Origin of the sequence: Hymenobacter norwichensis DSM 15439 (assembly GCF_000420705.1) — a bacterium.
GTDB lineage: Bacteria > Bacteroidota > Bacteroidia > Cytophagales > Hymenobacteraceae > Hymenobacter > Hymenobacter norwichensis.
On sequence record NZ_ATVL01000006.1, the window covers coordinates 93541 to 106859 of the forward strand.

At 57.8% G+C, this 13319-nt stretch carries 12 protein-coding genes; 11 read left to right on the plus strand and 1 reads right to left on the minus strand.

Going from position 1 to position 13319, the window contains the following annotated elements:
• Positions 1 to 27: 27 nt before the first annotated feature.
• On the minus strand, positions 28 to 582 hold the full coding sequence (locus G536_RS0101490) for a DUF4468 domain-containing protein (protein ID WP_022821805.1): 555 nt from the start codon (positions 580 to 582) through the stop codon (positions 28 to 30).
• Between the two features lie 789 nt (positions 583 to 1371).
• Between G536_RS0101490 and G536_RS0101495 the strand changes: the two genes are divergently transcribed.
• The 11 genes from G536_RS0101495 to purF all read left to right on the plus strand — a co-directional run bounded on the left by G536_RS0101495 (position 1372) and on the right by purF (position 13277).
• Positions 1372 to 2232, plus strand: coding sequence for a dihydroorotate dehydrogenase (locus tag G536_RS0101495; RefSeq protein ID WP_022821806.1), 861 nt, complete (start codon positions 1372 to 1374; stop codon positions 2230 to 2232).
• A 37-nt stretch (positions 2233 to 2269) separates the two neighbouring features.
• On the plus strand, positions 2270 to 3031 hold the full coding sequence (gene pyrF / locus G536_RS0101500) for an orotidine-5'-phosphate decarboxylase (protein ID WP_022821807.1): 762 nt from the start codon (positions 2270 to 2272) through the stop codon (positions 3029 to 3031).
• Positions 3032 to 3092: 61 nt separating this feature from the next.
• Entirely contained in the window at positions 3093 to 3698 is a 606-nt protein-coding gene (gene pyrE, locus G536_RS0101505; protein ID WP_022821808.1) for an orotate phosphoribosyltransferase, read from the plus strand.
• A 123-nt stretch (positions 3699 to 3821) separates the two neighbouring features.
• A complete protein-coding gene (locus G536_RS0101510; protein WP_022821809.1) occupies positions 3822 to 6857 on the plus strand; it encodes a phosphoribosylformylglycinamidine synthase subunit PurL in 3036 nt (1011 codons plus the stop codon).
• Between the two features lie 11 nt (positions 6858 to 6868).
• Entirely contained in the window at positions 6869 to 7747 is an 879-nt protein-coding gene (locus G536_RS25750) for a phosphoribosylformylglycinamidine synthase subunit PurQ (protein ID WP_051166854.1), read from the plus strand.
• Between the two features lie 48 nt (positions 7748 to 7795).
• Positions 7796 to 8728: a phosphoribosylaminoimidazolesuccinocarboxamide synthase gene (locus tag G536_RS0101520; RefSeq protein WP_022821811.1), complete on the plus strand. Its 933-nt coding sequence runs from the start codon at positions 7796 to 7798 to the stop codon at positions 8726 to 8728.
• 65 nt (positions 8729 to 8793) lie between these two features.
• Positions 8794 to 9180, plus strand: coding sequence for a nuclear transport factor 2 family protein (locus tag G536_RS0101525; RefSeq protein WP_022821812.1), 387 nt, complete (start codon positions 8794 to 8796; stop codon positions 9178 to 9180).
• A 5-nt stretch (positions 9181 to 9185) separates the two neighbouring features.
• A complete protein-coding gene (locus G536_RS30155) occupies positions 9186 to 9647 on the plus strand; it encodes a DUF6985 domain-containing protein (RefSeq protein ID WP_022821813.1) in 462 nt (153 codons plus the stop codon).
• A gap of 38 nt (positions 9648 to 9685) precedes the next feature.
• Positions 9686 to 10969: a phosphoribosylamine--glycine ligase gene (purD, locus tag G536_RS0101535; RefSeq protein WP_022821814.1), complete on the plus strand. Its 1284-nt coding sequence runs from the start codon at positions 9686 to 9688 to the stop codon at positions 10967 to 10969.
• On the plus strand, positions 10908 to 11669 hold the full coding sequence (gene purN / locus G536_RS25760; RefSeq protein WP_084708445.1) for a phosphoribosylglycinamide formyltransferase: 762 nt from the start codon (positions 10908 to 10910) through the stop codon (positions 11667 to 11669). Before purD ends, purN begins: the two co-directional genes overlap by 62 nt.
• 105 nt (positions 11670 to 11774) lie before the next feature.
• A complete protein-coding gene (purF, locus tag G536_RS0101545; protein ID WP_022821816.1) occupies positions 11775 to 13277 on the plus strand; it encodes an amidophosphoribosyltransferase in 1503 nt (500 codons plus the stop codon).
• The last annotated feature ends 42 nt before the right edge of the window (positions 13278 to 13319 follow it).

The following is a 13319-nucleotide window of genomic DNA, read 5'->3' on the forward strand; positions in this document are numbered from 1 at the left end:
CCTGAATAACTCAGGCCAGAAGAAGGCTTACTGTTCTATTCCTCCAGCAGCTGGCCGGCTGTTCATATAGGAACGAAAGGACATGGCTATTTCACTAGCTAGAGAAGTAGCCTGTGCTGTTACGCGCCGGTCATTGTGAGTCCGGTCGTTGTGGCGCTCTTGGGCCAGTTGCTCCACAAAGTCCTCAAAAGGCACCGTATTAGTGGGGTTTTTGATGTCTGGAACAACGCGGAAATAACCTACACTGTACTCGTAGCCTGTAGGCAGGGCCCGGAAAACGAATTCAAACAGAACGGGCCGCTCTTGTAGCTGCCCTGACGAGGAGGCCGTTTTCACCTGCACCGTGCCCGAAACCCGGATTTCCCCCTTCGCCGCATCGGTGCGCACAACTTGCTTGGGTTTGTAAGTGAACCGATTCTCGGTCCAGTCGAGAGTGCGCTGATAGAGGGTGCTGGCATCAGCATTTTCATCCGGCACCCGCTCACTATATTCGATAGGGGCCGCCACAAAGTCCTGGGCATAGGCCACTGACGTAAACGACAGAAAACCAGCTAACAACAACCCGCGGAATAGATATTTCATAGCAAAAGACAGAAGCTGATTTAGATAGGGTAAAGATACCACGCGCTACTCTTATTGTACTTATAATAGTTTGATATAATTTTATTAATACAAATAAAGCAAGTGATAATGCTACCCGCTATTGTGGAGTTGTATCCTAGCTATCTATCTTTGCCTCTCAGTACTATATATATTATCGGTAACCTCCTTGATTTGTATTATTTCAATGCAATGGATTTGAGTGTTATACAGCTTGTGAACCTTTCTGCTTTGGCAACCGTGAAGTTAAGTGAACTTCGTGGATTCGTTGGTTTACAGCCTGCTGTTGTGTAAGGCGTTGAATGCCAGAATAATAAAACGTGCAATATTTTGTCAGACAGTTTTTAGTTATTAAAACTGGCACGAGAAAAAACTTTCTCTAACAGCAGGGTTTTTCGGCGCTTGTTTGGTGGCAGTAAAATCATTTTGTACTTTTGCTTCGTGCTTCACCCCAATCAAAATTCTTTGATGAAGTGCGGGACTGGTTTCGAATCCGTCCTGCGAGACAACCGGAAGGTCGTTTCTACCATTGACTCCTTTGCTTTCCTGGTTTTCAGCCCGTTCGCCGCTCCGGTTTCCGAAGCGGTTTTTTTGTGTTCGTTCAGTTTCAATAGGTTGGTGCCAGACACCTATCCCCGCTTTCACTGACTGCTCACTTTCATTTGCGCCGTTGTATCACCCCAGGTTAAGTCGAATCCTGGTAGACTTTCACTCCGACAATATTTGAAATAAAGTCCTTCGCAGCCCGACGGGCTTTTTAGTTTCTACGCTATGCAACTCGGTTCCCTCACTTTGCAGAATCCCGTTTGTCTGGCCGCGGCCAGCTGGCAGTTGCCCGACGGACTTGGTTACGAGCAACTAGGCGGCATCTTCACCCGAACCGTCACCATGGAGCCCAAGCCCGGGCTGTATGAGGAAGGTATCTGGCAGGTAGCCGAACAAACCCTGCTTAACGCCACCAATATGCGCACCGAAAGCGCAGAAATACTGGCCAACGAACACCTACCTCATCTGCGCCGGTTTGGCGTGCCCGTGTTCGTGAGCATTACGGCACCGGGCGTACCGGGCTTCCGCAAGATTGCCCGCTATCTGGCCCGCGAAGTAGCTGACCAGATAGCTGGAGTAGAAGTATATATAGCCGCACCCGACACCGCAAACGGACAAGACCTGACCGCCAAGTTTGTGCGTGAAGCCACCCAAGCCGTGCGCGACGAACTAGGCCCGGAATCTGCCGTGGTGGTGAAGCTACCTCCGTGGCCCGAGCATATTCGGAGTCTCGCGGTGGGAGCACAGGAGGGCGGCGCTACCGCGCTGGCCGCTACCAACGTTTTGAAAGGCTTGCACTTACCTGATGATGCTACGGCCGAACCCTTGGTAGGTGGGTTGTCGGGTGAGGCATTGCGGGCCGTAGCTTTGCGGTGCGTGTGGGAACTGGCCCACGATGAGCGAATTACGCTGCCCATCTTCGGAACGGGCGGGGTGTTTACCGCCGCGCACGTCACGGATTATCTGCGGTGCGGCGCTTCGGCCGTGCAGATAGCCAGCGGCGAGTGGCTGGAACCCGGCCTATCGGCGCGCTTGGCGCACGAGTGTGCTCATGTAGTTCCCAACTCGAATATGATAAACCGCTAAGCTTTATTCAGAGCAGCCACTTTTCATTTACCACCCAATGAACAAACTCACTGCCCGCGTTCAGCAAGTCAACTCCCTGCTTTGTGTGGGGCTCGACCCTATCGGTAACGATGCGCAAGTGGAAAGCCGCTTGGCCGAAGTCATCGAGCAGACAGCGGAGTACGCGGCGGCCTTCAAACCTAACCTAGCCTTCTTCCTGAGCCGGCCGGGCGGGGTAGAGCTGTTGCAGCGCACAGTACGCCGGATTCCGACGGAGGCGCTGGTGATTCTGGACGGTAAGTTCGGCGACATTGCCAACACCGCTGACCATTACGCCCGCTTCGCCTACAACGTAATCGGGGCCGATTCGGTGACGGTGAACCCCTATATGGGCGACGATTCCATTGTGCCCTTTGCCCGCGAAGGCAAGATGGTGTTCGTATTGGCTAAAACGTCCAATAAGCCTGCGCACTCCCTGCAAGACGTAGCCCTCACCCAGGGCGGCACCCTCGCCGACTATACCACCGGCGTAGCACAGGAGCTCAACGAGCAGCACCACAACATCGGACTGGTAGTAGGCGCCACCAACGCCGAAGCCGTGGCCCGTATCCGGAGCATCAGCGCCCAGCAGTGGTTCTTGGTACCCGGCATCGGCGCGCAAGGCGGCGACTTGGAAGCAACGCTAAATGCTGGCTTGCGACCTGATGGGCAAGGACTTCTGATTAACGCCTCGCGCGCTATTTGGCAAGCCTCGGATGCCGCGGCAGCAGCCAAAGAACTGACTGCTCAAATCAACCAGTTGCGGCCGGTAGGCGTGTAGCCTCAGCTGAAACGCTGAGACCTCGCCACTCTATTTTTTGAATCCCACATACAATCACCTCTTGACTACCCCCCTTACCCCCGAAACGCTGGAGCAACAACTGGTGCAGGAAGACGCCCTTTTGCGCGGCCACTTCCGGCTTTCCTCCGGCTTGCATTCCGATACCTACGTGCAGTGCGCCCGTTTCCTGCGGCGCCCCGATTTGGCTGGACCAGCCGCAGCTGAGCTAGCTGAACAGTTGCGGGCTGCTGGCTTGCAGCCCGACCTGGTAGTAGGCCCGGCCATGGGCGGCGTGGTGATTGGCTACGAAATGGCCCGCCAGTTGGGGGTGCCGGGCATCTTCACGGAGCGCGACGATTCCGGACAGATGACCTTGCGCCGGGGCTTCACGGTGGAGCCCGGCCAGACAATTGTTATTGCCGAAGACGTAGTAACTACCGGCAAGAGCACCAACGAAGTAGCGCGCGTGCTGGAAGGCTTGGGCGCGAAAGTTTTGGCCGTGGTAAGTTTAATTGACCGGACGGGTGGGAAAGCTGAGCTAACTTTTCCGAACTTTGCACTGCTGTCGGTAACGGCGGCCACCTACGCACCCGATGATTGCCCGCTGTGTCGGGCAGGTATTCCGGTGGTGAAGCCCGGCAGTCGGCCGGAAAAAGCGTTTTCTTAAACCTACTTCCGCGCAACCGGCGCAGGAGCAAGGCATTTTCGGCGTACTCTGCGCGGGTATGCTTCCTCACGGCTGCCAGTTGCGGCGCGTGGGAAACCGAAAAATAGATAACCCACTTCCCTTTTGGAATCTACCCAAAGAACCATTCAGCTTCTGCTCAAGCCCGGCCAACATGATGGCGAGGGCCAACGTGTGGCAGAAGTTGCCCAACGCCACCTTGGCCTCACCACTGGCCGGGTGCAAAGCACCGCCCTCTACACGGTGCGCTACCCCGTAACCGACGAGCAGCTGCGCGACTTCGCGACCCACTGCCTGCAAGACCCGGTGCTGCACGATGTCGCCCTCGACGAGTTCCGCCACGAGCCTACCTACAAGAGTTACATCCTAGTAGCCAAGCTCCCCGGCGTAACCGACGACGAAGGCATATCGGCGCAGAACGCCCTCGGCGACTTCCTGAACCAGCCCCTCGATACGCACACGCAGCACATCTTCAGCAAGCGGCTCTACTTCCTGGAGCACGAACTGCCCGAGAGTAGTTTGCGCTGCCTGGCCGAAGAACTGCTCGGTAACAAGCTCATCAACCGCTTCGAAACCGGCCCCATAACCGACATCCGCGACTACACGCCGCGGCCCGGTGGTGGGGCCGAATCCATTACCAACCTCGTGCCGCTCACCAATCTGGCGGACAGCGAGTTGGTGCAGCTCTCGAAGGAAAATCTCTACGCTCTCAACCTAGAGGAAATGCGGGCTGTGCGCGACCATTACGTGGCCATTGCCCCCGAGCGCCAAGCCGCCGGCCTGCCCATTGACCCCACTGACTGCGAGCTGGAAATCATTGCCCAAACCTGGTCGGAGCACTGCAAGCACAAGGAGTTCAGCGCCGTTATCAAGTACAAGGACGCGGACACCGGTGAGGAGCACGAAATCGACGGCCTGTTCAAGACCTATATCAAGAACGCCACGTCCGAAGTGGACCGCCAACTGCGCGCTAACGGCAACGACTGGCTGATTAAGGTGTTCTCCGACAACGCTGGCGCGGTGCGTATCAACCCCGAATCGTTGTTTGTGTGGAAGGTGGAAACCCACAACTCGCCTTCGGCCATCGACCCGTACGGCGGAGCCATTACCGGCATCTTGGGCAACAACCGCGACCCGCTAGCTACCGGCATCGGGGGCGCGCGGCTGCTGTTCAATACCAACGTGCTGTGCTTCGGCAACCCCGAGTTCAACGGCACGCTGCTCAGCAACCAACTGCACCCGCGCCGCATTTTTGAAGGCGTGCGCAAGGGCATCGAAGACGGCGGCAACAAGTCGGGCGTACCGACGGTGAACGGCGCCATCGTGTTCGACGACCGGTACGCGGGTAAGCCGCTGGTGTACTGTGGCACCGGTGCCGTGATGCCAATGCAGCTGGCCGGGTTGGACTCGTGGGAGAAGAACATCGACGCGCAGGACCGCATCATCATGGCCGGTGGCCGGGTGGGTAAAGACGGCATCCACGGCGCGACGTTCTCTTCTATTGAGCTAGACGAAACCTCGCCGGCTACGGCCGTGCAAATTGGCTCGCCGATTACGCAGAAGCTGGCCATGGATTTCCTGGTGCTGGCTACGCGCCGCGGCCTAATCAAGTGCAGCACCGACAACGGCGCGGGCGGCTTGTCGTCCAGCATTGGCGAGCTGGCAACCATCAGCGGCGGAGCCGTGGTAGAGCTGGAGAAAGTACCGCTGAAATATCCGGGGCTGCGGCCGTGGGAGATTTTCGTGAGTGAGTCGCAGGAGCGTTTCTCGCTGGCCGTGGAGCCCGCCAAGATCAACGAACTGCTGGCCTTGGGCCGCGAAATGGAAGTGGAGCTAACCGATATCGGGTACTTCACCGCCGATGGCTACCTCGATGTGCGCTTCGATGGCGACTCGGTGGCCCGCCTGAACATGGAATTCTTGCACAACGGCGTGCCGCGTAAAGTGCTGGAAGCCGAGTGGACCAAGCCCCAAGTCGCGGAGCCAACCTTACCCGCTACTTCCGATTACACGGATGTTCTCACCCGCCTGCTCGGCAGCCTCAACATCTGCTCCCGCGAGTCGGTGATTCGGCAGTATGACCATGAGGTGAAGGGCCGCACCATCATCAAGCCGTTGATGGGGGCCACGGGCCAAGCGCCGCAGGATGCCGCCGTGGTGCGCTTCAACTTCGAGAGTTGGGAAGGCGTGGCCGTGAGCAACGGCATCTTGCCCCGCTTCGGTGATTTAGACGCCTACCATATGTCGGCCGGTGCTTTCGATGAAGCGGTGCGCCAGATTGTGGCGGTAGGCGGCAAACTGCCCAACCTGAGCTACGGCGACGGCAACTTCTGGTCGGTCAACGACAACTTCTGCGTACCCGATTCAGTCTACGACGCCACCACCAACCCTGATGGTAAGCTCAAGCTAGCCAAGCTGGTCCGGATGTGCGAAGCCCTGCGCGACGCCACGGCCGCCTACTGCATTCCGCTCACCAGCGGCAAAGATTCGATGAAGAACGACTTCAAGGCCGACGGTGTGAAAATCTCCGTGCCGCCAACTGTTCTGTATTCGATGACAGCCAAGATTGAAGACGTCCGCCACACCATCACCTCCGACTTCAAGCAGGCCGACGACGTCATTTATCTGTTAGGAGAAACCTACGACGAACTCGGCGGCTCGGAGTTTTACCAGCTGTTCGGTGAGCTAGGCGCCAACGTGCCCCAAGTGCGCTTCGATAAGGCCAAGGAACTCTACACCCTAATGGGCCAGGCCAACGACCAGCACCTCATCCAGTCCTGCCACGACCTCTCGGATGGCGGCTTGGCGGTGGCGCTGGCGGAAGCCACGTTCGGCCACGGCTACGGCGCCACGGTTGATTTATCTGAAGGTTTGCCGGTGCATGTACAGCTGTTCTCGGAGTCGCACTCCCGGTTTGTGGCCACGGTAGCACCCGAAGATGTGGTGGCTTTCGAGCAGCACTTCGGCGCCCGCGCCACTCGGCTTGGGGTAGTTACGCCGGATAGCCAACTGACGGTGCGCCACGCGGGGCAACCAATTATTGCCGCTAGCACGGCCGTGCTGCGCCACGAGTGGACCAACGGCCCGGTGAACCGCATCATTGGCTTCGGCCAGCCAGCAGGAGAGGAGGCCGCCCGATGAACGACCAACACATGAACGATACCAGCCAGAAAGTCCAAGCCCTGATTCTCACGGGTTTCGGCATCAACTGCGAAGAAGAATACGCCGCGGCCTACCGCTTGGCGGGTGCCGAAGCAACCATCGTGCACCTCAACCAAGTGCTGCACGGCCACGTCAGCATCCACGACTACGACATCCTGAACTTCCCCGGCGGCTTTTCCTTCGGTGATGATTTGGGGTCCGGCGTGGTACTGGCTAACAAACTCCGCTACCGCAAAAACGCCGAGGGCCGCACGCTGCTCGATGACATCAAGCAGTTCGTGGCCAACGGTAAGTTCGTGATGGGCATCTGCAACGGCTTCCAGGTGCTCGTGAAGCTCGGGCTGCTCCCCAACCTGAGCGGCACCGTAACGCCCGAAGTAACGCTCACGCACAACGCTTCGGGCCGCTACGAAGACCGGTGGGTTCGCCTGAAAGTCAACCCGAAGTCGAACTCACCTTTCCTGAAGGGCCTCGACACCATGGAAGTGCCCGTGCGCCACGGCGAAGGTCGCCTCATCATCTCGGGCACCGACACGCTGGCCCACATCGAAGAGCAGGCGCTCAACTGCCTGTCCTACACCGATTACGATGGTTCGCCGACTGACGTGTACCCGCACAACCCCAACGGCGCCGACCTCAACTGCGCCGGCCTGACCGATACCACCGGCCAAGTGTTCGGGTTGATGCCGCACCCGGAGGCGTTCCTCTCCTTGTATAACCACCCCGATTGGGCCCGCCGCAAGCGCCTCAACCCCGGTTTGAGTGAGGAAGGTGACGGGTTGCGCTTGTTCCGCAACATTGTGGAGCACGTGCAGAACCAGCGCCAAGCCGCCGTTTCGCCGCAGGAAGCCAGCCAGTTTTCATCTTAAGACACCCTCGCAGTTCATCGGCCTTCCGGACCGGCTGACACTTTACCTATGGACACCCTCAACCACTTCGATACTCCTCAGCTCGAGCTCCTGCACCGCGGCAAAGTCCGTGATTCGTACCGGGCCCCCTCGGGTGAGCGGCTCATCGTCGTTACCGACCGTTTGTCGGCCTTCGATTCGGTGCTGGAAACGCCGATTGCGCATAAAGGCGCGGTGCTGAATGGGCTGGCGGCTTTCTGGTTCGAAAAGACGCAGCACATCATCCCCAACCACGTTATCAGCCTGCTCGACCCCAACGTCACGTTGGCCAAGGAAGCCGAGCCGATTCGGGTGGAGATGGTGGTGCGCAACTACCTCACGGGTTCCATGTTGCGCGGCTACCTGCAAGGCCAGCGCACGTTTTCGGGCGTGACCGTGCCTGACGGCCTGACCAAGCACCAGCAGTTCCCCGAGCCGATTGTAACGCCCACTACTAAGGAGGAGTCGGACCGCGAAATCACGCCTGAGAATTTGGTTTCGGAAGGGTGGGTATCGGCTGAGCTGTACGAGAAGATGCGCGTGAAAGCGCTGGAGCTGTTCAACTTCGCTTCACAGTGGATGGCAGAGCGCGGCATCATTCTGGTGGACACCAAGTACGAGTTCGGTTTGCTGAATGGTGAGCTGATTCTGATCGACGAAATCCACACGCCGGATTCGTCGCGGTTCTGGAGCGCCGAGGACTACGCCAAGAATCCGGAAACGGCCGAGCAGATGGACAAGGAGTACGTGCGCCAGTGGCTGATTGCCAACAAGGTAGACGGTCAGTATCCCCGCGGCCTCACGCCCGAAGTATCTGCCGAAGCCAGCCGCCGCTACCTCGATATCTATGAGCGTATCACCGGCGCCCCACTGTCAACCGGCAATGAAACCACCGGCGGCGGCGACGTCCGGGCCCGCCTCGTGGGCAACCTGGTGCGCGCTGGCATTATGAAAGATGCCTGAACTCGTCAATGCTAATGCCCTCGGACGCTGAACTGCGGGTGCACTAGTCCACTTCTTTAGCCGTCATGGAAACCGCCGCCACTCCAAAGCAACTCGTGCTAGCCTACATCGAAGCGTACAACCGCTTCGATGTAGACGGTATGGTGGCCAACCTGCACGACGAGGTAGTGTTCAGGAACATTGCCAACGGCGAAGTGAACCTGACGACAACCGGCAAGGAAAGCTTCCGGCAGCAGGCCGAACGAGCTAAGCAGTATTTCTCTCAGCGGGAGCAGCGCGTCACTAATTGGCAAGTAGCCGGCAACCGGGTGGAAGTTCTGATTGACTACACCGGCTTGGCGGCCATAGGATTCCCAAACGGCTTGAAACCCGGCGACACCTTGCAGATGCAGGGGAAGTCGGTTTTCCAGTTGGAAGGCGGCAAGATTCTTTCCATCGAAGATATCAGCTAACCGATATGAGCGACTGGAAAGACACGTTGCATATTGAGCACGAAGATTTAATGGCAGAAGTGTCAGTAGATCTTTTTGAGAAGCATGCCTTAGTGCCTGTGCTTTTTGAAGGTGTAACAGAACTAACGCCTCTAGCTGAAGCCGCTTTAGAGTCGTTGTTGCAACGGCTATCAAGTTTGGAGGGGATTATTACAGATACTGCTTTCGAACACTACCAGCGTGTTGCTGAAGGATTCAAAACTATCTACGGACGTCCACTTGATATGCCCGTGGTGACAAACGCCGCTGCATTGCTTCCATACTACCATCCTTACACGATTTACCTACCAGAGGAGCCTGAAGTAGGAAGATTTGGAATAGGGTTCGGATGTGAGTGGGAAGAAGAACATGGCTTCGGTATACAATTTCGCAACTGGCAGATAGTGGAAATAGGTGGAGACGCTGAGGCCTTTTCCTTTTACCATTAACACCGCTTGCCACCCCCTGACTTATCAACCACACAACATTGAGCACCAGCAATAAAACCATAGTTCTCCTCGGTGGCGGGGCCCGTGAACACGCCATGGCGTGGAAGCTGACCCGCGACGGTGCCACGGTGCACGTGCTGCCCGGCAACGGCGGCATCCCGAACAGCCACCCCGAAATCAGCGCCACGGATTTTCCTGCGGTGCAAAGCTTCTGCGAAGCCAATGGCGTGAACCTGATTGTGGTGGGTCCCGAGGCGCCACTGGCGGCAGGCGTCGTCGATTACTTTGCTGGCTCTGATATCCGCGTGTTCGGGCCGAGCCGGGCCGGGGCGGTGCTGGAAAGCTCCAAGGTGTGGAGCAAGGACTTCATGCGGCGGCACGGCGTGGCTACGGCCATGTCGTGGCAGTACCGCAGCGACCAGCTAGATGAGGCTCGCGCCAAAGCCACCGAGCTGGACGGGCAGGTGGTAGTGAAATACGACGGCCTAGCCGCCGGCAAAGGCGTGTATGTGTGCTCTTCCATAGAAGAAGCCGAACAGGCCCTCACCGATTTGCAAGCCGAGCACACCGGCTGGTTCAGCTTCCTGCTGGAAGAAAAACTGACCGGTCCGGAAATCAGTATCATCGGTATTACCGATGGTAACCGCATCCGGCTGTTGGCGCCTTCCCAAGACCACAAGCAGTTGCTGGCCGGCGACAAAGGCCCTAACACCGGCGGCATGGGTGCCTATTGCCCCGTGCCCTTCGCCGACGACAACGTGCTAGCCGCCATCCGGACCGACATTGTGGACCCCACGCTGTTGGGCCTCCAAAACGAGCAGTTCGATTTCAACGGCTTCTTGTATTTCGGAGTGATGCTCACGCCGCAAGGGCCGAAGCTGCTGGAATACAACGTCCGCCTCGGCGACCCGGAAGCGGAAGTGCTGCTGCCCGCTATGGAAAGCAGCTTGCTGGAACTCATTGAAGCCACGCTCGACGGCAACTTGGCCCAAACCACCGTTTGGCAGCGGCCCGGTTACTATGTGGGTGTGGTGCTGGCTTCAGGTGGCTATCCGGCTGCCAAGTTTCCTACCGGTTTTCCTATCACTGGTCTCAATGAACTGCCGGATACCATTCATGCGTTTCACGGGGCTACTCGCCAGCAAGGCGGCGAGTTGGTAACCAGTGGCGGCCGGGTGATGGTGCTAGTGGCGCAGGGCGTAGAGCTGGAAGATGCTGTAGCTCATGTGTATCGGGAAATAGAAAAGGTTAAATTTCAGGATGCGTACATCCGCACAGACATCGGCCAACGGCCAACTCCCGTTCTTGAAGGCACTTGGTAAGCATAGCGCCCACAAGCAGCGCCTGGCTGTTTTGCTGTCGGGCCGGGGCTCCAACATGGTGGCCCTGGTAAACGCCGTGCAAGGCGGCGTGCTGAACGGTTTGGCCGAAGTAGCGGTGGTGTTCAGCAACAAGCCTGATGCGCCCGGCCTGGAAACGGCTGCCGCGCTGGGTTGCACTACGGCCAGCCTCAGCAGCCAAGGCCGCAAGCGGGTGGAGTTTGACGCCGAAGTGGTAGAAGTGCTCAACCAGTATCAGCCCGACTATGTGGTGTTGGCCGGCTACATGCGCATTCTGTCGCCCACGTTCATTCGGGCGTTTGCGGGGCGCATCCTCAACATTCACCCCGCCGATACCCACCAGCACCAAGGGTTGCACGCCTACGAATGGGCCTTTGAAAATCAATTGCAGGAAACCAAAATCACGGTTCATGTGGTTGATGAGGGTCTGGACACCGGACCTATTCTGGCCCAGGCGCCCGTGGATTTGCGCGGCGCCGAAACCTTAGCTGAAGTAGAGCGTCGCGGCTTGGCCGTGGAGCACTTTTTATATGCCGACACCTTGGCCCGCCTCATTCAGGGCGAGCTACCTGCCACAACGCTTGAAACTACGGCTGCGGCCTCGGTTTCAGCTTCCACCCCCGACCCTCTGCTGCCTAACGCAACTGGTGCTTCTCCGCTCGGAGAAACCGCTGGGAGCTAGGTCTATTGCTCTCGACACCCCACACACCAATGCCTGCCGGGTTGGTGTCACACTTATCACTCCGGTAACAAGCTTTGCGGTTTGTTGCCACTTCAGATACTTCCCATGTGCGGAATTGTAGGTTTTTACGGCCCCGATGATGTTGTGCAGGACATCGTAATTGGTCTCACCGCCCTCCAGCACCGGGGGCAGGATGCCGCGGGCATTGCCACCTTCGACGACAACTTTCATTTACATAAAGGCAACGGCCTGATCAATGACGTGTTCAAGCCCAAGCAGCTCAAGAAGCTGAAGGGCAATATCGGCATTGGGCACGCGCGCTATACCACCCAGGGCTCCAACGACACCGAGTTGGCCCAGCCGTTTACCACCAGCTACCCCTTCGGGCTGAGCATGGTGCACAATGGCAATGTCATCAACTTCCGGCAGGTAGCCAAGCTGATGCACGAGAAGTACCACGTGTTGCCCAAAACCAGCAACGACCTGGAGCTGATCATGTACACCTTCGCGTCGGAACTGCGGTTGAAAAACCTCGACGCCCTGTCGGTGGTGGATATTTTCGATGCGGTGGAAACCACCCAGGAACTGGTGAAAGGTGCCTACGCTACTATCACCATCATTGCCGGACACGGCCTGCTGGCCTTCAACGACCCGTTGGGTATTCGGCCGCTGGTAATGGGCCGCCGCGACACGCCACGCGGCCCGGTTTACGCCTTTACTTCCGAGAGCACCTGCTTCGACTACCTGGGTTTCGAATTCATCGAGAACGTGGGGCCGGGGCAGGCGGTATTTATTGACAGTGACTTCAAGGTTCACTACAAGAACCCGTACCAGCAGCCCAAGAACTTCTGCGTTTTCGAGCACATCTACTTCGCCCGCGAAGACTCCACGATTCATGGCCGCCTGGTGGCCCGGGAGCGGGTGCGGTTAGGTAAAATACTGGCCCGTAAGGTAATCGAGTCGGGCATTCAGCCGGATATGGTGATTGATGTGCCGTCGTCGGGGTACTTTGCGGCGTCGGGTTTGGCGGAGGCTATTGGCGTGCCGTATCGGCGGGCTTTGGTGAAGAACAACCACATGGGGCGTTCCTTCATTGTGAGCAGCCAAGCCGGCCGCGAGGATGTGGTGAAGAAGAAGCTGAACCCCATCCGTGAGTTTGTAGAAGGTAAAAAAGTGGCCGTAGTCGATGACAGCATCGTGCGTGGCACTACCTCCCGACGTATCGTGCGGATTCTGCGCGAGGCAGGGGCCAAGGAAGTGTACTTCATTTCCAGTGCGCCGCCCATCGTGTCGCCGTGCATCTACGGTATTGATATGGCCATGAGCACCGAGCTGATTGCCGCCAACTACACCGAGGAAGAAATCTGCCGCTACATCGAGGCCGATAAGGTGATTTACCAGTCGCTGGAGGATTTGCAGGAGTTGTTTTCCGAAGACAAAGGCCACGGCGGCAGCTGCTTCGCCTGCTTCACCGGCAAGTACCCCACTGGCGACGTGACCAAGTACCTGCGACACATTCAGGAGGAACGCCAGAGCCATCGCAAAAAAGAGCCCGCCGAAGCGCTTACCTCGGTAAGCGCCAAAGCCCCGGAACCAACCGAGCATTAAAGGTGAACGAAACTATAGTTGTAGGCTAGCAAGCTAGTTCCC